At 50.7% G+C, this 22,662-nt stretch carries 21 protein-coding genes; 6 read left to right on the forward strand and 15 right to left on the reverse strand.

Going from position 1 to position 22,662, the window contains the following annotated elements:
* Positions 1-44: 44 nt before the first annotated feature.
* From kbaY to kbaZ, 8 genes are all read right to left on the reverse strand, one after another.
* The gene (kbaY, locus tag OGX66_RS13740) at positions 45-920 is read right to left on the reverse strand and encodes a tagatose-bisphosphate aldolase subunit KbaY (protein WP_049015901.1); all 876 of its coding nucleotides are present in this window, start codon (positions 918-920) and stop codon (positions 45-47) included.
* Between the two features lie 12 nt (positions 921-932).
* Positions 933-2,087, reverse strand: coding sequence for an AgaS family sugar isomerase (locus OGX66_RS13745; RefSeq protein WP_003839993.1), 1,155 nt, complete (start codon positions 2,085-2,087; stop codon positions 933-935).
* A 301-nt stretch (positions 2,088-2,388) separates the two neighbouring features.
* The gene (nagA, locus tag OGX66_RS13750; RefSeq protein WP_088903024.1) at positions 2,389-3,522 is read right to left on the reverse strand and encodes an N-acetylglucosamine-6-phosphate deacetylase; all 1,134 of its coding nucleotides are present in this window, start codon (positions 3,520-3,522) and stop codon (positions 2,389-2,391) included.
* A complete protein-coding gene (gene agaF / locus OGX66_RS13755) occupies positions 3,519-3,953 on the reverse strand; it encodes a PTS galactosamine/N-acetylgalactosamine transporter subunit IIA (protein ID WP_003024930.1) in 435 nt (144 codons plus the stop codon). Before agaF ends, nagA begins: the two co-directional genes overlap by 4 nt.
* 16 nt (positions 3,954-3,969) lie before the next feature.
* The gene (gene agaE, locus OGX66_RS13760) at positions 3,970-4,848 is read right to left on the reverse strand and encodes a PTS N-acetylgalactosamine transporter subunit IID (RefSeq protein ID WP_003024929.1); all 879 of its coding nucleotides are present in this window, start codon (positions 4,846-4,848) and stop codon (positions 3,970-3,972) included.
* On the reverse strand, positions 4,838-5,617 hold the full coding sequence (agaW, locus tag OGX66_RS13765) for a PTS N-acetylgalactosamine transporter subunit IIC (protein ID WP_003839998.1): 780 nt from the start codon (positions 5,615-5,617) through the stop codon (positions 4,838-4,840). Before agaW ends, agaE begins: the two co-directional genes overlap by 11 nt.
* Positions 5,618-5,627: 10 nt before the next feature.
* Positions 5,628-6,101 (reverse strand): PTS N-acetylgalactosamine transporter subunit IIB, encoded by a 474-nt coding sequence (gene agaV / locus OGX66_RS13770; protein WP_003024925.1) that lies wholly within the window; start codon positions 6,099-6,101, stop codon positions 5,628-5,630.
* 19 nt (positions 6,102-6,120) lie between these two features.
* Complete coding sequence (kbaZ, locus tag OGX66_RS13775; protein ID WP_088903025.1) at positions 6,121-7,416, reverse strand: tagatose-bisphosphate aldolase subunit KbaZ; 1,296 nt, start codon at positions 7,414-7,416, stop codon at positions 6,121-6,123.
* A 249-nt stretch (positions 7,417-7,665) separates the two neighbouring features.
* On the opposite strand from kbaZ, the gene OGX66_RS13780 reads away from it, so the two are divergent.
* Positions 7,666-8,472, forward strand: coding sequence for a DeoR family transcriptional regulator (locus OGX66_RS13780; protein ID WP_003024922.1), 807 nt, complete (start codon positions 7,666-7,668; stop codon positions 8,470-8,472).
* 324 nt (positions 8,473-8,796) lie between these two features.
* Positions 8,797-9,567, forward strand: coding sequence for a transcriptional repressor AgaR (gene agaR / locus OGX66_RS13785; protein ID WP_003024920.1), 771 nt, complete (start codon positions 8,797-8,799; stop codon positions 9,565-9,567).
* 37 nt (positions 9,568-9,604) lie between these two features.
* Here the strand turns inward: agaR and OGX66_RS13790 are convergent, their stop codons facing one another.
* The 7 genes from OGX66_RS13790 to garD all read right to left on the reverse strand — a co-directional run bounded on the left by OGX66_RS13790 (position 9,605) and on the right by garD (position 17,999).
* Complete coding sequence (locus tag OGX66_RS13790; protein ID WP_049001689.1) at positions 9,605-10,525, reverse strand: ROK family protein; 921 nt, start codon at positions 10,523-10,525, stop codon at positions 9,605-9,607.
* An 18-nt stretch (positions 10,526-10,543) separates the two neighbouring features.
* Entirely contained in the window at positions 10,544-11,800 is a 1,257-nt protein-coding gene (locus tag OGX66_RS13795; RefSeq protein ID WP_088903026.1) for a Gfo/Idh/MocA family protein, read from the reverse strand.
* A gap of 36 nt (positions 11,801-11,836) precedes the next feature.
* The gene (locus OGX66_RS13800; RefSeq protein ID WP_003024911.1) at positions 11,837-12,943 is read right to left on the reverse strand and encodes an ABC transporter ATP-binding protein; all 1,107 of its coding nucleotides are present in this window, start codon (positions 12,941-12,943) and stop codon (positions 11,837-11,839) included.
* 11 nt (positions 12,944-12,954) lie between these two features.
* Positions 12,955-13,779: a carbohydrate ABC transporter permease gene (locus OGX66_RS13805; RefSeq protein ID WP_106902212.1), complete on the reverse strand. Its 825-nt coding sequence runs from the start codon at positions 13,777-13,779 to the stop codon at positions 12,955-12,957.
* A gap of 10 nt (positions 13,780-13,789) precedes the next feature.
* The gene (locus OGX66_RS13810; protein WP_003024905.1) at positions 13,790-14,734 is read right to left on the reverse strand and encodes a carbohydrate ABC transporter permease; all 945 of its coding nucleotides are present in this window, start codon (positions 14,732-14,734) and stop codon (positions 13,790-13,792) included.
* Between the two features lie 78 nt (positions 14,735-14,812).
* Positions 14,813-16,072, reverse strand: coding sequence for an ABC transporter substrate-binding protein (locus OGX66_RS13815; RefSeq protein ID WP_044701300.1), 1,260 nt, complete (start codon positions 16,070-16,072; stop codon positions 14,813-14,815).
* A gap of 355 nt (positions 16,073-16,427) precedes the next feature.
* Positions 16,428-17,999, reverse strand: a complete 1,572-nt coding sequence (gene garD / locus OGX66_RS13820) for a galactarate dehydratase (RefSeq protein WP_286511670.1) — start codon at positions 17,997-17,999, stop codon at positions 16,428-16,430.
* A gap of 403 nt (positions 18,000-18,402) precedes the next feature.
* Here garD and garP point away from each other — a divergent pair, with 403 nt between their 5' ends.
* The 4 genes from garP to garK all read left to right on the forward strand — a co-directional run bounded on the left by garP (position 18,403) and on the right by garK (position 22,655).
* The gene (gene garP / locus OGX66_RS13825; protein WP_088903028.1) at positions 18,403-19,737 is read left to right on the forward strand and encodes a galactarate/glucarate/glycerate transporter GarP; all 1,335 of its coding nucleotides are present in this window, start codon (positions 18,403-18,405) and stop codon (positions 19,735-19,737) included.
* A 15-nt stretch (positions 19,738-19,752) separates the two neighbouring features.
* Positions 19,753-20,523 (forward strand): 2-dehydro-3-deoxyglucarate aldolase, encoded by a 771-nt coding sequence (gene garL / locus OGX66_RS13830; protein WP_003840018.1) that lies wholly within the window; start codon positions 19,753-19,755, stop codon positions 20,521-20,523.
* 30 nt (positions 20,524-20,553) lie between these two features.
* A complete protein-coding gene (gene garR / locus OGX66_RS13835) occupies positions 20,554-21,444 on the forward strand; it encodes a 2-hydroxy-3-oxopropionate reductase (RefSeq protein WP_003844867.1) in 891 nt (296 codons plus the stop codon).
* 65 nt (positions 21,445-21,509) lie between these two features.
* Positions 21,510-22,655: a glycerate 2-kinase gene (garK, locus tag OGX66_RS13840; RefSeq protein ID WP_049001679.1), complete on the forward strand. Its 1,146-nt coding sequence runs from the start codon at positions 21,510-21,512 to the stop codon at positions 22,653-22,655.
* The last annotated feature ends 7 nt before the right edge of the window (positions 22,656-22,662 follow it).

Raw genomic sequence — 22,662 nt, forward strand, 5'->3', positions numbered from 1 at the left:
TACGCAGATAGCACTCGTGAATAAAAATTGAAATCTAACGACGGTCACGATAATTCGCAGGTAGCCACCAATTTGTTTGCTGACCCGCATACAGTGATTTTGCTACGCACCACTTCTTTCATCGCATCCATACCGACCCGCATGTAATAGCGAGGATCGTTGCCCTGCGGATTCTCCGCAAACCACGCCTTGACCGCATCGGCAAAAGCGATTTTCAGTTCAGTAGCGACGTTAACTTTGCAAACGCCAAGCTCGATCGTGCGGCGGACGTATTCGTCAGGAACATCGCTTGCGCCATGTAAAACCAGGGGAACGTCGACGACCTCACGAATTTCACCCAGCCGCTGGAAATCGATCTTGGGCGTTTTGGTATATAAACCGTGTGCTGTGCCGATGGCAACTGCAAGGCTATCTACGCCAGTACGCTCAACAAACCGTTTAGCTTCTTGTGGATCGGTGAGGAAGGCGCTTTCTGCATCCACGCTCATATCATCTTCTACGCCACCGAGGCGACCCAGCTCAGCTTCCACGCTGCAATCTTTGGCATGGCAAAAATCCACAACGGATTTCACCAGCTTCACGTTTTCTTCAAATGGAAAGTGGCTGCCGTCGATCATTGCGCTGCGCACTCCTGCATTCACTTTACGACGGATATCGTCCAGCGACTCATGGTGATCAAGGTGCAGCGCCAGCGGTATACCGTAGCTGGTGGAATAAGCGCTGCACAGCGCGTAGATCTCTTCCAGCGCGATATGCTTAAAGGTGCCCGGTGTTCCGGCAAGGATCACCGGCGATTGCATTTCATAGCACACCTCAAGGATCGCCTGGATCGTCTCGGCGTTATGAATGTTAAAGGCGGGTACGGCATAACCCTTTTTTTGGGCATCCAGCAGGAGGTATTTCGTGGAAATAATGCTCATAAAACGATCCTTTTAGGCGTTCCAGGGATGAATAACAACGCCCTGTACAACGCGGTTCACAGTGCCGCTGGCAGAAGGCGTATCCGGTGTATTGCCGATATTGATGGATTGCGTCAAAGCAAAGACCTGGGCGTAGATCAGGAAGCAGAATGCCAATTCCATATCGATGAAAGAGCGTGCTGGTGGCAGCAGAATATGTGGGCCAGCTTCAATCGCCTCATGGGTTTGTGCGGCAATCGCGACAACCCGCAATGCCTGCCGATCGCGGCGTAACTCTGCCAGCAGATCGAGATCGTATTGACGTGTATAGGGATGGCTGGAAACAAAGACCACTACCAGAGTTTCGTTATCAACCAGCGACTTTGGACCGTGACGAAAGCCTGTAGGGGAGTCATAGAATGCGGCCAGTTTGCCTGCTGTCAGTTCCAGGACTTTCAGTGCCGATTCCCGCGCAGCTCCCTGTAATCCACCGCTACCGAGGTAAACGATCCGTTTCCAGGGTTCATTGCCAAATACGCCGTCGCTGAAATCACCCAGTGAAGTCAGAATCGCCTGGCACCGATCGGCCACGTCGCGGAAGGTCTGACTGTTGATTTTTTCCGGGGCGAATACTGCCAGGCAGCTGGCCATCATGGTGGTAATGCTGCTGGTCATGGCGAAACCACGGTCATGTGTCTCTGCGGGCATCAACAGAGCAAAGGCATTGTCGCTTGCGACTGCGTTTTGATAGAGGCTACCTGCTTCGTTGCAGGTAATTGGCAGGTGATAGCACTCAGGTACAAACTGATTAGCCAGTTCCACTGCCGCAACGCTTTCAGGGCTGTTTCCTGAGCGAGCGAAAGAAATGAGCAGCAGCGGATGTGCGGGATTCAGGTAATCCATCGGATTAGTGACCAGATCGGTGGTTGGCACAGCGCTGATGTTTTTACCGGTATAGCTTGCCAGCCAGGGGGCGATGATGTCGCCAATGAATGCGGATGTTCCGGCCCCGGTCAGTATGATCCGCAGATCGTTTTTGCGCAGTAATGGTGCGAGAAAGCTGTCAATGGCAGAGCGAATGTTGTCGATATTCGTAAGGGAACGGATCCAACTGGCAGGTTGTTGACGGATCTCTTCTTCGGTCCAGGTGCCCGTTACCGCGGTAACAGGGGTATAGGTTTCTGGCATAACTTAAGTCCTTAGTCTTGTAAATTCCACATAAGACGCTGGCGAGAATGTCGCTATCTTTCGTTTCGTTTCACTTGTTCATCTTGTCGATTGATTAAAATCTATAGGAAAGAAATCGAAAGAGCAATGATACAAAATGAAATAAAACGAAATTTGTGATCGTGAGAACGAAAGGAATGATTATCTTATTGATCTATAAGAAGTACGCTTGTTGTATGATGGTTAGGTATTTACTCAAGCGAAAGGAAAAGAAAGGCCTTACGATCGAAGATCGCAGGCCAACACGAGACAAAATGAAAGGTCAAAGGGGGAGAGCCTGACCCTGAATCCAGATCTGTTGTAAATGCAGCCCGCTATTAAGCGCGATCGCGTCGGCACGTTTTCCCACTGCTAACGATCCCAGGTGGCGATCGATACCCAACAGACGTGCGGGGTGGAGAGAGGCCATATGAATTGCCTCTTCTACCGTTATCCCGGTGAGCTCGACCATATTACGTACGGCGGCATCAACCGAGAGCGTGCTACCAGCCAGACCACCGGAAGCGGTACGCACAATACCACTGTGCATTTCCACTTCCTCACCGCAGAGCGTATAGCGCCCGTCTGGCATTCCTGCAGCCTGCATGGCATCGGTGATCAGCACCAGCCTGTCTTTGGCGCAACAGCAGCAGAGCTTCATGGCCGCTGGGTGGACATGGTGTCCGTCAGCGATAAGTTCCAGCCAGGCGCGAGGGTCGGTTAACCCTGCGCCAACCATTCCTGGCTCCCGATGATGTAAGCCGGTCATACCGTTATAGCAGTGCACCAGTCCGTCAGCACCGGCGTCAAAGGCCGCGCGGGTTTGTTCCCAGGTAGCAGCGCTGTGTCCCAGCATCACCCGTACGTTGCGCTGCTTCAGATGTTCGATGGCCTGTAATGCACCGGGTTTTTCTGGTGCCAGCGCAACGACGCGCAATGTTTGCTGGGAAATCGCAATCAGTTCATCCAGTTCACTGAGTTCCAGTTCCCTGAAAAGCTCAGGCGGGTGCGCCCCTTTGTTCTGCGGCGTAAAGTACGGGCCTTCAAGATAACTGCCCAGCACCTGTGCGCCGGGTCCTCCGGAATGGTAACGATGGGCGATACGCTCAAGCGCCTTGCGAATATCTGGTAGTGGAGCGGTGACGGTAGTGGGTAGCCAGTTGGCTACCCCTTCACGTGCTTTGTGCATCGCCAGTTTGTCGAGTGTATCTGGTGCTTCATCCATCACATCGACGCCCGCACCGCCGTGCACGTGGATATCAATGTAAGCCGGACAAAGCAGGTCTGCATCGTGGACCATAACGCCAGAGGGGATTGGCTCTATTTCTGCAATGATGCCGTCTTCAATGTGTATTTGATGATCGTCCAGCCAGCCCCGTTCGGTCAGTAGACGTCTGGCGCGAAGTAGCTGTCTCATATCCCTTCCTCAACGGGCTTTTCCTCACGACAGCGTCCCAGTTCGTCCACCAGGCTAGTTAAACCACGATGCCCGCACTCCAGCGCCTGCAAGCGAAATGCTTCGCTGGTCAGGCCATCGCGCTCCAGCACCATTTCCAGCAGTAGTTGCAGATTAGTGCCAGTGATCACCTCGGTGCCTTGCCTTTGCATGGCCAGGGTGGAAGCGACGCGAAATGGTGTCCCGCCTAACAGGTCTGTCAGAAACACGATGTCTTGCTGCGCATCCAGTTCACTCACCGCCTGTTCAAGCTGCGATGTGAGTAAGGCGGTGGTTGAGGTTTCCGGAAAGTCGATGGCGATGAACTGTGATTGTTCACCCAGAATCTGTTTCATCGCTTTTTCCATTCCGCTGGCAAACCCGCCATGACCCGTCAAAATAATACCTAACATCTACAACCCCTTATGTTTACAGGAAGTGACAGAACTTACCTACGACGCCGAGCACCACGGTAATGGCGATAAGGCGCAGAGGACTCCAGCCACGGCGGACCAGCCAGAACATGGTTAATGTGTAGACCAGCGGTAAAAAAGCAGGCATCAGCTTGTCTATCACATCTGTTTGCAGTTTCACCACTGCATCGCCAGCAGTGATTTCCAGCGTAGTGCTCAGGCGAACATAGGTCGCTACCAGCGCGCCGATCACCGTCATCCCAACGATGGATGCCGCATGTCCAACCTTTTTGGTGTTAGCTTTAATCAGCGGGATGGCAGCAACGCCCATTCGATAAGCATAGTGTGCCAGCCCAAAGCGCAGACCAAGATGAACCACGTTGAACATAACAATAAAGACAACAGCGCCAAGAATAGAGCCTTGCAGCGCCAGACTGGCTCCGATACCGCCGCAAATAGGCAGTAACGTTAACCAGAACATGGCATCACCGATACCGCCAAGTGGCGCACCCACGGCAATCTTGGTGCTTTGAATACTGTTCACATCCTGCTTGGAGCGTTCCATCGCCAGGATAATCCCGATAACAAACGTGACCAGGAATGGGTGCGTGTTGAAGAAGCCCATATGGCCTTTCATCGAACGCGCCAGATCGCGCTTATTGGTGTGGATCTTTTTCAGAGCAGGTAACAGGCCGTACAGCCATCCTGATGCCTGCATACGTTCGTAGTTAAAAGAGGCCTGCAACAGCATTGAACGCCAGGCAACACGGTTGATATCTTTTTTCGTCAGCTCGGCACCGATATTCTGGTCTTCGTAGACGTTTTCATTGGTGCCGGACAGCAGCGTTTCTTCGGTTTCGGAAACGTTCGGCAGAGCCGTTTGATTAGATGCCATCTTCGAATTCCTCTTTTTGTGCTGCGGGAGCTGTAGGTTCGGGTGATTTACGCAGGAAATCGATCAGCGCCATTGCCAGTGCTGCGGCGGCGATTGCCAGCACAGGGAGTTTGAGCCAGGCTGCGGCGACAAAACCCAGGATGAAGTAGGGGATATAGACGTTTTTCATCATGATTTTCAGCAGTACGGCGAAGCCGATAGCTGGCATGATGCCGCCTGCCACGCCGAGGCCGTCAATCAGACGCGTCGGCAGAACATCTATCGCGGTTTTGGCATGTTCCGCGCCAAAGTAAATTGGCAGGAACGCGCATAAAAAGTAGAAGGTCCCCAGCGCGAGCAACGCCAGATAGTTGACCCGCTCAATCCCGGCTGTATCGGCATTCGCTGCCATGCGATCGCAGCGAGCCATCACCCCGGACATCACAGAGAACAGGAAGGTAATCCCCATTTGTACTGCTACGGCGAACGGTACCGCCACACCTACGGCAACTTCGGGTTTCACTCCGGTCGTTATGGCAAACGTGGTTCCCACGATAGTGCCGATAATCACGTTTGGCGGCTGAGCTCCAGCCAGCGGGGCCAGACCCATCCACACCAGTTCCAGCGTACCACCTGTTAAAATACCGGTATGCAGATCGCCCAGAATCAGGCCGACCAGCGGCCCGAGAACAACCGGGCGGTGCATGTGCGTTAACCCGTTGAACATATCCAGGCCTGCAATAAAGGCGAGAATACCCAACGCAAAAGCCTGCAACAGACTGATTTCCATTGTGAATCCCTCAGAGAAGTTTATAGAGGTCCTGGGCGGGTTCTGTTGGAACGCCCTGAACGAAGCATTCCACTCCAGCGGCTTTGAGCCCGTTGAACGCCGTAATATCGGCAGCGTCTACAGAAACCGTTTTGGCGATTTGTTGTTTGCCGTTGGCGTAGTGCATATTGCCAACGTTGATACGGTTAACAGGAACACCGCCTTCGACCAGACGGAAGAAATCCGCAGGCGATTTGCAGACCAGCAGAATTTTCTGGCGATCGGCGGCACGGTGAATATTGTCGATCACCTTTTGTAGTGACCAGAAACGTACGGCGATCCCTTCTGCAAGTACCATTTCCATCAGGTTTTGCTGCACTGGATCTTCAGCCACCTCATCATTAGCGACCAGCACCAGGTTTGCCCCCGCAAACCCGACCCATTGCACACCAACCTGACCGTGAATCAGACGTTCATCAATGCGACTTAATACAATGTTTGGCATGGTATTTTTCTCTTTTTTGTTATGCGTTACGAGCTGGAGCACCCAGGCAGGCGCAGTGATATTGCTGCAGTATGTCCTGAATATGGTTAATGATGAGTTCTCGCGGCGTGGCGCTGAGATCTCCCTCGCGCACTTTTACGTACTGCAAGGGTAAATACTGGCTAATCAGCGGCAGTGGAATGGGGTCATCCGCCAGGTTACGTACCAGACGTTCGAATGCCTCATCAATCTGGCTGTCCGGCCAGTAGTAACGAACACGATCGGAGTAGCTGTATCCGCGAGCCAGACGGCGTGCGTTGCCATCACCTTGATAGTGGCTCTGCCAGTACTCTGGGCGATCAAGCATCACGCTTTCCAGCACATGTCGTAGGCCTGAACAAGCTTTTGCAGGCAGTAATTCTTCTTCAATCGCGGCCAGTGAAAACAGTGCTTCACGCAGAGCGAAGGTCAACGCAGGTCCCACTTTCAGGATAGCGAAGTGATCTATCACCAGTTGGCGCAAGGACTGTGGCGTTTGGTAATCGGTAGAATGCGCTTCAAACACGAGTGTGTCGTAGTCTTCCACCATTTTGCTGAGTGCCACAGCTTTCTGTGGTTGATAATCAATGATGTGTGTGTGGTCGAATTCAACGCCAGGTTGCACCACCAGGGCGATAATACGCGGCCAGATACCTTCCAGACCGTGCTTTTCAAAGGCGTGATAGTGAGCCTGAAGCGTTGCGCGTGCGGCATCGGGCGTTGTTACCGCCAGGTCGGTTAACGTTTCGTGAGCGCCACCTGGAACCGGCACTTCTGTGCCAATCACATAGACCAGGTCAGACTCGCCAAAATGTGCCATACAGGTTTCTTCGGCGACTTTTGCCAGACGTGCGGCGCGCTCAGCGACAATTTCATCCGTCAGTGGAACCGGGTCGTTAGCACAAGACATGCTGCAATCGAGGTGGATTTTTTTAAAGCCTGCGGCGACATAGCTCTTGATCAGATCGTCTGCATTTGCCATTGCCTGTTCCGCAGGCAGATTTTGCCAACGGTTTGGCCCGAGATGGTCTCCGCCGAGAATCAGCATATCCTGAGAAAAATCAAGCGAGTCGGCTAAGCGGCAGACAAAACTGCGAAAATCGGCTGGTGTCATACCCGTATAGCCGCCAAACTGGTCAACCTGATTAGAGGTTGCTTCGATCAACAGCGGTGTATGGTTTGCATGGGCGTAGCGTATTGCGGCTTCCAATACGATTGGATGCGCGGAACAAACGGCATAAATCCCGTTTGCCTTCCCCCGTTTATGCTGCTCGACCATTTTAGTTAGATGTTTCACTTTCCTCTCCAGGTCAGATTACTGCGACATCAATCTTTCGTTTTGTTTCATTTAATACTGCATCATGGTGTTATAAAAATAAAACGAAAGATAATAGTTTTCCGATCTGTTTCACAAAAGAAACACAATGAAAGGTTTCAGCGTAAGTTCGTCCGGCTCTTCCCTGCTTGCGGGGCTTGCATTCGCGCAAAAGAAAGGCGTTAATAGACAAAACGAAATAAAACGAAAGGTTCAACTAAAGGATTTCTTATGAGTAACACCGAGTCCTCTGCAGACAAGCGCGTTATTGGCACCAGCGAAAGACGTGAGCAGATCATCCAGCGGTTACGGCAACAGGGAAGCGTTCAGGTTAACGATCTTTCCTTATTTTTTGGCGTCTCCACGGTCACTATTCGCAACGACCTCGCCTTTCTGGAAAAGCAGGGGATTGCGGTACGTGCCTATGGCGGAGCGCTAATATGCGAGAGCAATGCGCCTGTTGTGGAGCCTTCTGTTGAAGATAAGAGTTCACTTAATACGGCAGTAAAACGCAGTATTGCCAGAGCCGCCGCAGAGTTAATTCAACCCGGACACCGCGTGATCCTTGACTCCGGCACCACGACCTATGAAATTGCCCGCCTGATGCGCCAGCATACCAATGTCATTGCTATGACTAACGGTATGAATGTCGCCAATGCGCTACTGGAAGCCGAAGGGGTTGAGCTGCTGATGACCGGCGGTCATTTGCGTCGTCAGTCACAATCGTTTTATGGCGATCAGGCTGAGCAGTCGCTACAAAATTATCACTTCGACATGCTGTTTCTTGGCGTTGATGCTATCGATTTAGAGCGTGGTGTTAGCACGCACAACGAAGATGAGGCGCGTCTCAACCGCCGGATGTGTGAAGTGGCTGAACGTATCATTGTCGTTACCGACTCGACGAAGTTTAACCGCTCCAGCCTGCATAAGATTATTGATACCCAGAGGATCCACACCATCATTGTTGATGAAGGCATCCCAGAGGAGAGCTTGCAGGAACTACGCCGCAGCGGTGTTGAAGTGATCATTGTTGAGTAGTCCCGCTCTAAAATTCAAAAATGTGATCCCATTCAATTAAACAAAAACAAACCATAAGCGAGCTTTTTTAGTAGCTCGCTTTCGTTTTTTTGCATGCTTCCCGTCTCTTTCTCGCATCTTACTCGCTTTTGACCTTTTCATTTTTTCGGTTTTCTTCGTTTCGATTTGCTAAAACGAAAGAAAATAGTCAATTTTTGTTAAATTCAACGCTGGGCCAGTGCGCACAAATTCACCTTATTGCTTCTGATGTAATATATTCAAAAGAAAACGAAAGTGCTAAAGCGCTAAAACAAAACAACATGAATATTTGATGGAGCAATAGAAATGCTGGATAACTTAAGACGTCGCGAGCAAATAATTGATCTGCTATGCGATCAGGGTAGCGTTCGTGTCGAGCCACTGAGCGTCCATTTTGGTGTGTCATCGGTTACGATCCGCAACGACTTACGTTATCTGGAACAGAAGGGATGTGTCATGCGCTCCTACGGCGGGGCGGTTCTCAATCAGCACTTTGCCCTTGACCGGCCTTTGCAGGATAAGGACCGGCTGAATCGAGATGTGAAAACGCGTATTGCCGAAAAAGCGGCCAGCTTTGTGAAAGATGGTGACACGCTAATCCTCGATTCCGGTTCGACCACCACGCTCATTCCTCCTATGTTAAAAAATCGCCGCGATCTGGTGGTGATGACCAATGCGCTCAACATTGCATGGGAACTGGCGAATTTTGAGCGCGTAGACGTCATGATTCTGGGAGGGAACGTCAGGCAAAGCGTCTATTCATTGTATGGCCCTTCAGCAGAACACCAGCTTAGGCAATACCGGTTTGATAAGCTTTTCTTAGGCGTTGACGGATTCTGCCTGGAAGCGGGAATTACCACGCCACATCCGGGAGAAGCACATCTGAATCAGGTAATGTGTGAAGTTGCGCAGGAGGTCACGGTAGTCGCTGACTCCAGCAAGTTTGGCCGCAAAAGTTTCTGTATGATTAGCGAAATCAGCGGGATTGACCGGGTGATTACCGACAGCGGGATCCCAGAAAATTATCACCGGACGTTAATCCAGCTTGGGGTGGATGTGGTGATTGCGGATGAATAACTGAAATTGCTGGCGAGATTCTCCCGCCAGCAATTTTTTAGTGGGTCTGCGTACCCTGTTCAACCAGCAGCAATGCGGCACCGCGAACCCCGCTGGATGCGCCATGGATGGCCGGGAATACGCGGGCAGGTTCTAATCCTGGGAACAAATAACGTGACATGGCCTGCGGCAGCAACGTATAAATTTCTTCGATGTTGGAAACCCCACCGCCGAGAACAAAAGCATCGACATCCAGAATCAACTGCAATTGCGCCAGCGTACAACCCAACATATCAATCCATGCTTCTATGGTAGTAACGGCGCTGGTATTGCCATGACGATAATGCTCCAGCAGGGTCTCCATTTTGAGTTGTTCTCCACTGAAGTGTTTGTGGAGCCACAGTAAACCGGGGCCAGATTGATAGCGTTCCAGACAACCTTGTAAGCCACAGCCGCACTTCAGTTCCGGTAAATGATAACGACGCATAAACGTTGCCGGAAGCGGTAAATGGCCAAACTCACTGGCCATTCGGTTGCGACCCCGATACAGCTGACCGTCAATGACTAACCCTCCACCCATGCCGGTGCCAATAATGGCACCAAAAATTCTGGAGAACTGGCGAGCCTGCTGGGTATGGGCTTCCGAGAGTGCAAAACAGCAGCAGTCATTGTCCAGTTCAACCGAACGATTGAGGCGGTGGGCCAGATCGTTCATCACCTGGCGTCCAGTAAGGCAAGGCACGTTAGATGACAGTAATTTTCCGGTATGTCTGTCCATAAGACCGGGCATGCCGATGCCAATTTTTCCTTGCGTTCCAGTCGCCCAGTCGGCGGTATCAATAAGTGAAGTAAAGGTCGAAAGAAAGAGTTCATAATCCTGGACTGGCGTGGCGACGCGCTTGCGCCAGCAAACCTGCATTTCCTTATCAAAAGCGACAATTTCAGTTTTGGTTCCACCAATATCAACACCGTAAAACATGCCTCATCTCCTCCGGCTTCACAGCGTAACCAGACTGTTTTCCTTGCGAGCGCGTTCTGCGGCAAAGACCATTAAGTGACTTTCCAGTGACTCATCCGGGCCAGAAAGGATCATATTTTGATCGTTGGCCATCACTGCATGGATAAAGCGATCCATCAGGTAGTAATCGCCACCACCATGTCCCCCCATCTGGGTTTGTGTTCCAGCGGCGATCTCCTCGATTTGATGCACTGTTTCTTTGTCTGTCAGGAAATCAAACACCCGGATCTGCTCGCCATCACCTTCCAGATAACCTCTGGTGCCAAACAGGCGCGTTTTTCGATCTTCCATTTTGGTAAATGCGGTCATGGTAAAGGTCACCGTCTGCTGGTGGGCAAAACGTAAGTTAACAACCTGATGATCCACCACATCATTATCACAACGATAAACGCAGCGACCATAAGGCCCATCGCGCAGCGCCTGGCGGACATTTTCTTCGCTGGGATCTGCAGTCAGCACCCGACGGAAGTGAGGAGTGCATTTGTGGTTTTCACCCAGATAAATTTTGCAGGCAGACCAGGGGCAGGTTGCTTCAACCTGACAATCAAGGCAGCGGTCGGCGGCGCCAGCAGGCTGATTCTCTTTCACAAAGTGGCTCAGGCTGCCAAATGATCCTACGTCCTTGCAGTTGTCGCCCATGATGTAGCGGATCCAGTCCAAATCATGACAGGATTTCTGCAATAACATAAATGACGATTCTGCTTCATTGCGCCAGTTACCACGTACAAACGAGTGCGCCTGATGCCAGTAACCTACGGGTTCGAGATGCTGCATGCTGACAATATCGCCAATTACGCCATCATCAAGCAGTGATTTCAGCTTTTGCGTATAGCGGGTGTACCGCAGGACGTGCGCGACGGCCAGTAATACGTTGTTGCGTTTAACCGCATCAATAATGATCCGGCAATCTTCTGGCGTAGGGGCGAGCGGTTTTTCCAGCAGAATGTGATAGCCGAGATTGGCAAACGCCACGGCAGGATCTTTGTGCATATTATCCTGCGTGCAAATAAGTACTACGTCGGCCATTTTGGGTTGGGCCGCAGCCTCTTGCCAGTCGCAAAATACGTTATTTGGGGCAATATTATGCTGTGCGACAAACTGCTGGCGATACGCCTCTCTGGGCTCAGCAACGCCTACTACCTGCATTCTGTCTGGATGTTCAAGCGCATAGCGAGCATATATTTCTCCGCGCGCACCAGCCCCTACCACTAATACGGTCACTTTATTCGCACACATATAAACCTCTCATTTTTCACTTAGCCTGAATAACGATCAGGCCAAATTTTCTTCATGTTTTTTATCAAACAAAAAGGCGGCTTCCAGATTAAATTTCACTTTGATAGATTCGCCGGGAAGAGGGGCCCAGTCGGGTGAGGAGTTAATACGTAAGATCATATGTTGCTCACCAATATCAAAATGCAGAAGGTCTTCGTTGCCCATCCTTTCTACGTTGGTAATGTGCGCATCGAACGCAGAGACGTCATGCTGCGAGGCTAACTGAATGGCCTCTGACCGGATGCCGAACCAGACGCTGGAGTGCGGATATTGCTCCAGTAGGTTACTCAAGCGTGTATTTAATGGCAGGATTAAATTATCAGCCAGGCGCAGACCACGAGTGCCGGGTTCAATATCAAGCAGCATAATATTCATTGCCGGATTACCAATAAAACCAGCAACAAATTTATTCCTGGGGTGATGATAGATATTTCCTGGGGTATCCACCTGCATAATACGACCGCCATTAAGAACGCAAATCCTGTCTCCCATCGTCATCGCTTCAATCTGATCGTGCGTGACGTACACCATGGTTGCGCTCACGCCTTCGTGACGCAGTTGTCGATGCAGTTCTGTCAGCCGCACGCGCATTGAAACACGCAGCTTTGCATCCAGGTTGGAAAGCGGCTCATCAAACAAAAAAACGTCTGGCTTACGCACGATGGCCCTGCCAACGGCAACGCGCTGACATTGACCGCCCGAAAGTTGGCCGGGCTTTTTATCGAGTAATGTCTCTATTTCCAGCTTGTGTGCAGCTTCCCGTACGCGGATATCAATCTCTTCTTTGCTCATTTTCCCTAACAGACTGAATGCCATATTTTTATAAATCGTCATGTGGGGATAGAGGGCATAATTCTGGAAGACCATGGCAACGCCTCGCTCCTTTGGTAGCAGGTCGTTGACGCACTTCTCTCCGATTGCGATATGACCATGAGTGATATCTTCCAGACCTGCAATCATGCGCAGCAGCGTTGATTTGGCGCAGCCTGATGGCCCGACAAACACCATGAATTCGCCATCGTGGATTTCAAGATCAACGCCATGGATCGCCTGAAATCCATTGGGATAGACTTTGCTTACTGCCTGTAATTGAATACCTGACATAACACTGCCCCTTATCCTTTAATTCCGGCACCAGCGATGCCGCGAATAAAATAGCGCTGGAAGAAGATATAAAGTAACAACATCGGGATAATCGCCAGCAATGCGCCCGCCATTAACATCGGATATTCCACGCCTGAGCGTCCGGAAAGTGAGGCTAACCCCACCGGTAATGTCATTTTATCCATGGAGGTGTTGACGATCAGCGGCCACATTAAGTTATTCCAGCTCCACAATCCGTTAATAATGACGCAGGCAATCAGCCCTGGTTTAATTAATGGCAGCATAATTTTGAAGAAAATAGTCAGATGGTTATACCCATCCATAATGGCTGCCTCTTCCAGTTCTTTAGGTACTGACAGAAAAAACTGACGCAATAAAAAGGCGCTATATATGCTGAATAAACCCGGTAGCACCAGTCCAGGAATTGAGTTCAGCAAACCGATTTTTTCAACGGTTAAAAACTGTGGGATTAAAAAGATCTGACCGGGCACCATCAGAATTGAAATACACAGCATAAAAAGGACATCTCGCCCTTTAAAACGCAGCCGGGAGAAACCGTACGCTGCCATTGCCGCAATCAGCGTCTGCAAAATGACGATGACCAGCGTGGAGACGATCGAGTTAAAGTAAAAGCTACCAAAAGGCATTTCATGCAAGATTTTACCGTAAGCCTGAAACCCTGGGTTGGCAGGTAGCAGGATCGGCGGAAAGGCGATGCTTTCTGCCTGGGTTTTAAAAGAGGTGATGATCATCCAGATGAAGGGAACCACAGTTACCAGCGTCGCGAGGATCATCAAGGCGTAAATTAGCCATTTTTCACGTTTAGTCATGAACATCGTGGTTGCCTCACTGTGCTTTAAGTCGTTTACCAATCCATATTTGCAGCAGCGTCAGGACCATCGTGATAACGAAAATCACCACGGCGATCGCTGAGGCATACCCTTTTTCATGGTAGATAAAGGCGTATTTATAGAAGAGATAGGCGATAGTCATCGTCTGATCGTCCACCATGGATGAACTGCCAAACAGCAGATAAACCACATCGAAAATTTGCAGCGTTTCGATAAAAGATATCACCAGTACGAAAAACAGCGTGGGGATCATTAGCGGTAAGGTAATAGACCAGAATCCACGCAATTTGCTGATGCCATCCAGCGACATCGCTTCATAAATTTGTTTGGGGATCCCCTGCAATCCAGCGAGCAGAATGATCATCTTCAGCGCAATAGCCGACCAGATGATAACCAACGAGGCGCTCAGGCGGACGACATCGGGATCGGATAACCAACCGATGGCCGGAAGATCGAAAAAGGCCAGGATCTGATTAATTAAGCCGAAGTTTCGGTTCATCAACCACTGCCAGACCATAGCAATGGCCGCAGGCATAGTGACAGCGGGCAGAAATAACAGCGTGCGAAACAACCACTGACCGCGAATCGCCTGATTCAGGCCAATTGCGAGCAGTAATGACAAAACGGTGATTATTGGTACGCAAATAAAAACATAGGCCAAGGTGTTATATATTGCTGAACGAAACTCATCATCGCTGAATAAATTAATATAGTTATCTAAGCTGATCGTCGTCCAGATCTGAAACTCACCCAGGTCAGTGAAACTATAAAAAACGTTCTGGAAGAATGGAGTAAAGTAAAAAACAATTAACCCCGCCAGTAACGGCATAATCATTATCCATCCCCAGAAGCGTTCTTCTTTTTCCAGCTTGGTCAGGGATTTTTTTTGCACCTCTCTGGCCGGTAATTGTGGGGATGCAGCTTCATCTGAATAGCTCATACAGACTCCGGGATGCTCACTGTGCAACCAAAATATTTTGCGCGGGCGAAAGCGAGAGGGAGCATGGCTCCCTCAGGATTATTTCTGCATTTCTCGTTCAACGCGTTTAGCAACACCAGGCATGACTTTCTCTGGGTCAGTACCCGTCCACACTTTTTTCAAGCCATCATTCAGAATGCTATTCCACTTAGCGGTATTGGAGCCCGCGGTTGGATATTTATGTGAGAAAGCCAACGAATCGATATAGGCTGAAACATCAATATCCTTAAAGCCTTCAGCCCACTCTTTGGCCACTTTTTGGTTAGCGGGGATCACGACTTTTCCCGTCGCCAGAGTCTGCTGCGCATGCTCAGAACTCATGAACTCAATGAACTTCCACGCCGCATCTTTATGCTGACTTTTGGCTGACATAGCAAATGCCAGACTATGGGATACACCTGCCTGCTCTGCCATTTTTGGCATTGGCACTACGCCGATGTGATCCTTAATCAGCTCATTTTGAGAGAAGGGTAATGCCCACCATGAGCCTGCGTAGACCATGGCTACCCGGTTTGACTGGAAGACGTCTGAGGCTTCCATCTCGCCTGGCGGTTGGATTAGTCCCGCGTTCAGCATGCCTTGAACATCGCGATAGACGGCGATAGCTTTGTCATTGGCAACATCCGTTTTGCCCTCAGGTAGTACAATCTTATCCCCGGCCTGTAATAGCAGGTTAAAGTAACTATCCTGTCCGCTGCTGAATTCCATTGCCAGTGGATAAGACTGTTTATCCAGCCCTTTACGCAACTGCTCTGATTTTTGTTTTAAATCGTCCCATGTCCAGTTTTTATCGGGATAGCTCACACCAGCCTGATCGAACATTTTTTTATTGTACCAGACGGCAATTGCATCAATATCCCTTGGGATGGCATATTGTTGCGACTGGTATTGGTAGGCATCGACTGAGCTTTTAACAAAATCATCCAGTTTCGGCGCTGATTTATCTTTCAGATAATTACTCAGTGGTTCCAGCATGCCATTTTTCACATATTGCTGGAAATTAGGCATGTTCATCCAGAATACATCCGGTGCTACATTTCCACCGACTGCTGAACTGAGTTTGATAAAATACTGGTCATAAGGAGTTAGTTCAATTTCGACCTTAATTCCGGGGTTGTCTTTTTCAAATTCATTAACGAGCTGTTGTTCGCCAGGGAGTTGATTGCGGTCCCATAACGTGTAGCGTAATTTAACAGGCTTTGCGTCCGACTGGCCTTCAGCACTCGCGAAGACAGGAGTTGCCAGTAAACAGGAAATAAGACAAGCCAATGCGACATTATTTTTATTCAGGGTATACATAACTTCCCTCTTTATTCAGGTCAGAATGCTTATGAGGTAAATTACAGCAGCCTATGAATAATCTGTTTTACACCGGAGAAAGTCAAAGCAGTAAAAAAGAGGGGATTATCGCATTAAAACAAGGTCGTCTTTCGGTAGGTTTCTCTTTTATCAAAACGAAAATATAACGTAAAACAATGGTGGTATTATTTCTTTTAATTTCATGTCGTTAGGTTCATTTGGTAGGTTTGAATCGAAAAAAATAGATGTTTAAAAAAACCTCTTAAAATGCGAACGTTATCACTTTATTTGTTGAAGCATCGACATCAAAAACGGGGACAAATCCCCGTTTTTTCGTTGGCTTTCGTTTCGATAATCAGGTCACTGGCGCCGGGTTAAACACCGCCAGCTGGTTATGCAGTCCCCACTGATCTGAGAAGGTTTTCTTACGTCCGCTGGCGACGTCGAGAATAAACTCGAACAGTTTCAGACCCACGTCTTCAATGGTTTCTTCTCCGGTAGCGATGGTACCGGCGTTGATGTCCATCAGGTCAAACCAACGATTGGCCAGCTCGGTGCGTGTCGCCATTTTAATCACCGGCACGGCCATCATGCCATACGGCGTACCGCGACCGGTGGTAAAGACTTGTACTGTGATCCCGGAAGCAACCTGTTGCGTACCGCAGACAAAATCGCTGGCGGGGGTGGCAGCGTAAATCAGACCACGTTTGGTTGGACGCTGTCCCGGCGACAAGACTTCGACAATCGCGCTCTTGCCCGACTTCGCAATAGAACCCAGCGCTTTTTCTACCACGTTTGCCAGACCGCCTTTCTTGTTGCCAGGTGATGGGTTGGCGCTCCGGTCAGTCTTGCCCATATCCAGGTAGTTATCGTACCAGGCCATCTCTTCGAGCAGGCGTTTACCCACCTCTTCGTTAATCGCGCGCGGGGTCAGAAGGTGGATGGCATCGCGCACTTCGGTGACTTCGGAGAACATCACGGTGGCGCCGCAGCGCACTAACAGGTCGGAAGCATAACCTACCGCTGGATTGGCCGTCACGCCGGAAAACGCATCGCTGCCGCCGCACTGCATGCCGACCACCAGTTCTGATGCCGGGCAGGTTTCACGCTGGCGCTGATTGAGCTTTGCCAGATGGCGTTCGGCCACTTGCAAAATATCGGCAACCATTGATTGAAAGCCGACGTGTTTTTCATCCTGCAGGCTGACGATGCTGGCGCTGTCGACCGGAATGCTTTTTACATCGTGCGTACCTTCCAGCAGGCGCTCTGGCTGCAGTTTTTCACAGCCGAGGCCAATGACCATTACCTCACCGCCAAAGTTAGGGTTCAGCGCAATATTATGAATAGTTCGAATGGGCACGATGGCGGCTGGAGCGTTAATCGCCACGCCGCAACCGTACAGATGATTGAGCCCCACCACACCGTCAACATTCGGGTATTTGGGCAGCAGATCGCGTTCAATGATTTTCACCACATAGTCCACCACGCCCGCCACGCAGTGCACGCTGGTGGAGATGCCGAGCAGGTTCTTGGTGCCAACGCTACCGTCAGCATTGCGGTAACCTTCGAAGGTATAACCCTCGAGAGGCGGCAGCGGCTCAGGCACTTTAGTTGCCAGCGGCAGCGTCTCCAGCGGCGGAGCCTTGGGCAGCTCAACCATTGATTCATCAATCCAGCTGCCGCGTGGGATATCGCGAACGGCATAGCCTATCACTTCGCCATAACGCACGATTTCGCCATGAACAGGAATATCCACGAGCGCCACTTTATGACCCTGGGGAATATGTTCAACAAGTTCCAGTCCGTCCGGAAAACGCGTTCCGGCTTTCAGACCATTGTCATTGACAATTATCGCCACATTATCTGTTTCGTGAACTTTAATATAAAACGCCGTTGGCGATTCTTGTCTAATTTCGATGTCGGCCATTGTCCAGTATTCTCCAACAAGTGGTGATAATAGTGTGGATATTTATATTTTGAATCTCATTGTCAGTAATAAAGATTCGGTATCGTGAAATAAGAATGTCAGGAGTTTATCGTGAAGAATGTGACAATGATCACTTAAACTCAGCAAGACCGCGCCAGCAGGGGGAGCAATACGTAAATGTGTGGATTAGCGCCCATGCATGTGTGCATATGCCCAAAACATTAATTTAATAACGCATATTTAATGAGCGCTTGCACAATGATTAACGTTGCGCTGCTGATTATACTAAATCACGGTTTCATTGCGTCTGATAAATTATTATACGTTTTTATTATCGGTAATTTATCACCAGGGATATCTGCCAAATAATAATAAAAACTTTTATGTACCCGAGGTAATTAGAATGATACTGGATACAGTTGTCGAGAAAAAGAAAGGTACGCACACCCGTTACTTAATATTGCTAATAATATTTATTGTTACCGCCGTTAACTATGCGGACCGTGCCACGCTATCTATTGCCGGCACGGAAGTGGCGAAAGAGTTGCAGCTCAGTGCCATCTCAATGGGTTACATTTTCTCCGCCTTCGGTTGGGCTTACCTGTTGATGCAAATCCCTGGCGGCTGGCTGCTGGATAAGTTCGGTTCGAAGAAAGTCTACACTTACAGTCTGTTCTTCTGGTCGCTGTTTACTTTTCTGCAGGGTTTTGTCGACATGTTCCCGCTGGCCTGGGCGGGTATTTCAATGTTCATCATGCGCTTTATGCTGGGCTTCTCGGAAGCGCCGTCCTTCCCGGCGAACGCCCGTATTGTGGCGGCCTGGTTCCCGACGAAAGAGCGCGGTACGGCATCTGCGATTTTTAACTCCGCACAATATTTCTCTCTGGCGCTGTTTTCGCCGCTGCTGGGCTGGCTGACCTTTGCCTGGGGCTGGGAGCACGTCTTTACCGTGATGGGCGTTATCGGTTTTGTGCTCACCGGCCTGTGGGTAAAGTTTATTCATAACCCAACCGATCACCCGCGTATGTCGCAGGAAGAGCTGAAGTTTATCTCTGAAAACGGCGCGGTCGTGGATATGGACCATAAAAAGCCCGGCGATGTGAAATCAGGTGGTCCTAAACTGCATTATATCAAGCAGTTGCTGACAAACCGCATGATGCTTGGCGTGTTCTTCGGACAGTATTTTATCAACACTATCACCTGGTTTTTCCTTACCTGGTTCCCGATTTACCTGGTACAGGAAAAAGGCATGTCGATCCTGAAAGTCGGTCTGGTGGCGTCGATTCCTGCGCTGTGCGGATTTGCCGGTGGCGTGCTCGGCGGTGTGTTCTCTGATTATCTGATTAAACGTGGCTTCAGCATCACCCTGGCACGTAAGCTGCCGATTGTGCTCGGAATGTTGCTCGCGTCGACCATTATTCTGTGTAACTACACCGATAACACCACTCTGGTGGTTGCGCTGATGGCGCTGGCGTTCTTCGGCAAAGGCTTCGGCGCGCTGGGTTGGCCGGTGATTTCCGATACCGCGCCGAAAGAAATCGTTGGTCTGTGCGGTGGGGTATTTAACGTATTTGGCAACGTAGCCTCTATCGTCACCCCGCTGGTGATTGGTTATCTGGTGAGCGAGCTGCACTCATTTAATGCTGCGCTGATGTTTGTAGGGTGTTCGGCGCTGATGGCAATGGTTTGCTACCTGTTTATTGTCGGTGACATTAAACGTATGGAATTGCATAAATAAACAAAGGTATAGGCGATGAATAACACGATTTTCCCGAATAAGTTTAAAGCGGCCCTCGCGGCGCAACAGATTCAGATTGGCTGCTGGTCTGCATTGGCCAGCCCAATCAGTACCGAAGTTTTAGGCCTGGCGGGTTTTGACTGGCTGGTACTGGACGGCGAACACGCGCCAAACGATATCTCGACGTTTATCCCGCAATTGATGGCGCTGAAAGGCAGCGCCAGCGCGCCGGTCGTACGCGTGCCGACCAACGAGCCGGTGATTATCAAGCGCCTGCTGGATATTGGGTTTTACAACTTCCTGATCCCGTTCGTTGAGACACAAGAAGAGGCGGTGAACGCCGTGGCGTCGACCCGCTATCCGCCGGAAGGTATTCGCGGCGTGTCCGTCTCCCATCGCGCCAATATGTTTGGCACCGTACCGGACTACTTTGCGCAATCGAATAAGAACATCACCATCATCGTGCAGATCGAAAGTCAGCAGGGCGTTGATAACGTTGACGCCATCGCGGCGACCGAAGGTGTAGACGGTGTCTTCGTCGGCCCAAGCGATCTGGCTGCGGCGCTAGGCCATCTCGGCAATGCGTCACATCCTGATGTGCAGAAAGCTATCCAGCACATTTTTGCCCGCGCGAAAGCACATGGCAAACCAAGCGGAATTCTGGCGCCGGTAGAGGCGGATGCGCGTCGTTATCTGGAGTGGGGCGCGACCTTTGTTGCTGTTGGCAGCGACCTTGGCGTGTTCCGTTCAGCCACGCAGAAACTGGCTGATTCTTTTAAGAAATAACCACCATCGACAGTAGAGAGAGATAAAGACATGACAATGAAAGTTGGTTTTATTGGCCTCGGTATTATGGGTAAACCAATGAGTAAAAACCTCCTCAAGGCAGGTTACTCGTTGGTGGTTGCTGACCGTAACCCGGAATCCATTGCGGAAGTCATTGCCGCTGGTGCAGAAACCGCCGCCACGGCGAAAGATATTGCTGAGCAGTGCGACGTGATCATCACCATGTTGCCGAACTCGCCGCATGTTAAGGAAGTGGCGCTGGGTGAAGGCGGTATTATTGAAGGGGCGAAACCGGGCACAGTGCTTATCGACATGAGCTCCATTGCACCGTTGGCCAGCCGTGAAATTAGCGAGGCGCTGAAAGCGAAAGGCGTGGATATGCTGGATGCGCCGGTCAGCGGCGGCGAGCCAAAAGCGATTGATGGTACGTTGTCGGTGATGGTTGGCGGTGATAAAGCGATTTTCGACAAGTATTACGAGCTGCTGAAAGCGATGGCTGGTTCAGTGGTACATACCGGCGACATTGGCGCGGGCAATGTTACCAAACTGGCAAACCAGGTGATCGTGGCGCTGAACATTGCGGCGATGTCTGAAGCGCTGACGCTGGCGACCAAGGCGGGTGTGAACCCGGATCTGGTGTATCAGGCGATCCGTGGCGGACTGGCCGGAAGCACCGTGCTGGACGCGAAAGCGCCGATGGTCATGGACCGCAACTTTAAGCCAGGTTTCCGTATTGACCTGCATATCAAAGATTTGGCGAATGCGCTGGACACTTCTCATGGGGTCGGCGCGCAGTTGCCGCTGACTGCTGCAGTCATGGAGATGATGCAGGCGCTTCGCGCAGATGGGCTGGGCACCGCCGATCACAGCGCGCTCGCATGCTACTACGAAAAACTGGCGAAAGTGGAAGTCACACGCTAACAAGAAGGGCGCGGATGTGCGCCCTGTATTTCTTGCCTTGCGCGGCACAGTCAGGCTACATAACTATGAAAATCGTAATTGCCCCAGACTCTTATAAAGAAAGTCTATCTGCCACTGAGGTCGCTCAGGCAATAGAAAAAGGATTTCGGGAAATATTTCCCGATGCGCAATATGTTTCAGTTCCGGTGGCCGACGGCGGCGAAGGAACGGTCGAAGCCATGATTGCCGCCACGCAAGGGAGTGAATATTCCGCGTGGGTAACGGGCCCGCTGGGCGAAAAAGTGAATGCCTGCTGGGGCATGTCCGGAGATGGTAAAACTGCGTTTATCGAAATGGCGGCAGCCAGTGGTCTGGCGTTAGTCCCTCCTGATAAGCGTAACCCGTTAGTCACCACATCACGTGGTACCGGGGAATTGATTTTGCAGGCGCTGGATAGCGGGGCGCAGAGCATTATTATCGGCATTGGCGGTAGTGCAACTAACGACGGCGGCGCCGGTATGGTGCAGGCTCTGGGCGCGAAACTTTGCGACGCTAACGGGACAGAGATTGGCTACGGGGGCGGCAGTCTGATGAGCCTCAATAGCATCGACATTTCCGGTTTGGATCCGCGATTAAAAACCTGCTCCATTCGTGTGGCCTGCGATGTGACCAATCCGCTCACAGGTGATACTGGCGCTTCGCGCATCTTCGGCCCACAGAAAGGTGCGACGGAAGAACGCATTCTCGAACTGGACCGAAATTTGTCTCACTATGCCGACATCATTAAAAAATCGTTACGGGTAGACGTGAAGGATGTTCCCGGGGCGGGGGCTGCCGGTGGTATGGGCGCTGCGTTAATGGCTTTTTTAGGCGCGGACTTGCGCAGTGGTATTGAGATTGTGACCCAGGCGCTCAACCTGGAAGAGCATATTCACGACTGTACGCTGGTGGTGACCGGGGAAGGACGCATCGACAGCCAGAGCATTCACGGCAAAGTGCCGGTGGGCGTGGCGATCGTCGCGAAGAAATACCACAAACCGGTAATTGGTATTGGCGGCAGCCTGACGCGCGATGTGGAGGTGGTGCATCAATATGGTATCGATGCGGTGTTTAGCGTATTGACCAGCATCAGTACGCTGGAAGAGGCCTTCCGTGGGGCATTTGACAATATTTATCGCGCCTCAAGAAACATCGCCGCCACGTTAGCGATAGGAATGCGCAGTGCGGGGTGACATTACC

The sequence above is a fragment of the Citrobacter sp. Cf072 genome, assembly GCF_030334485.1.
In the GTDB taxonomy this organism is placed as follows: domain Bacteria; phylum Pseudomonadota; class Gammaproteobacteria; order Enterobacterales; family Enterobacteriaceae; genus Citrobacter; species Citrobacter freundii.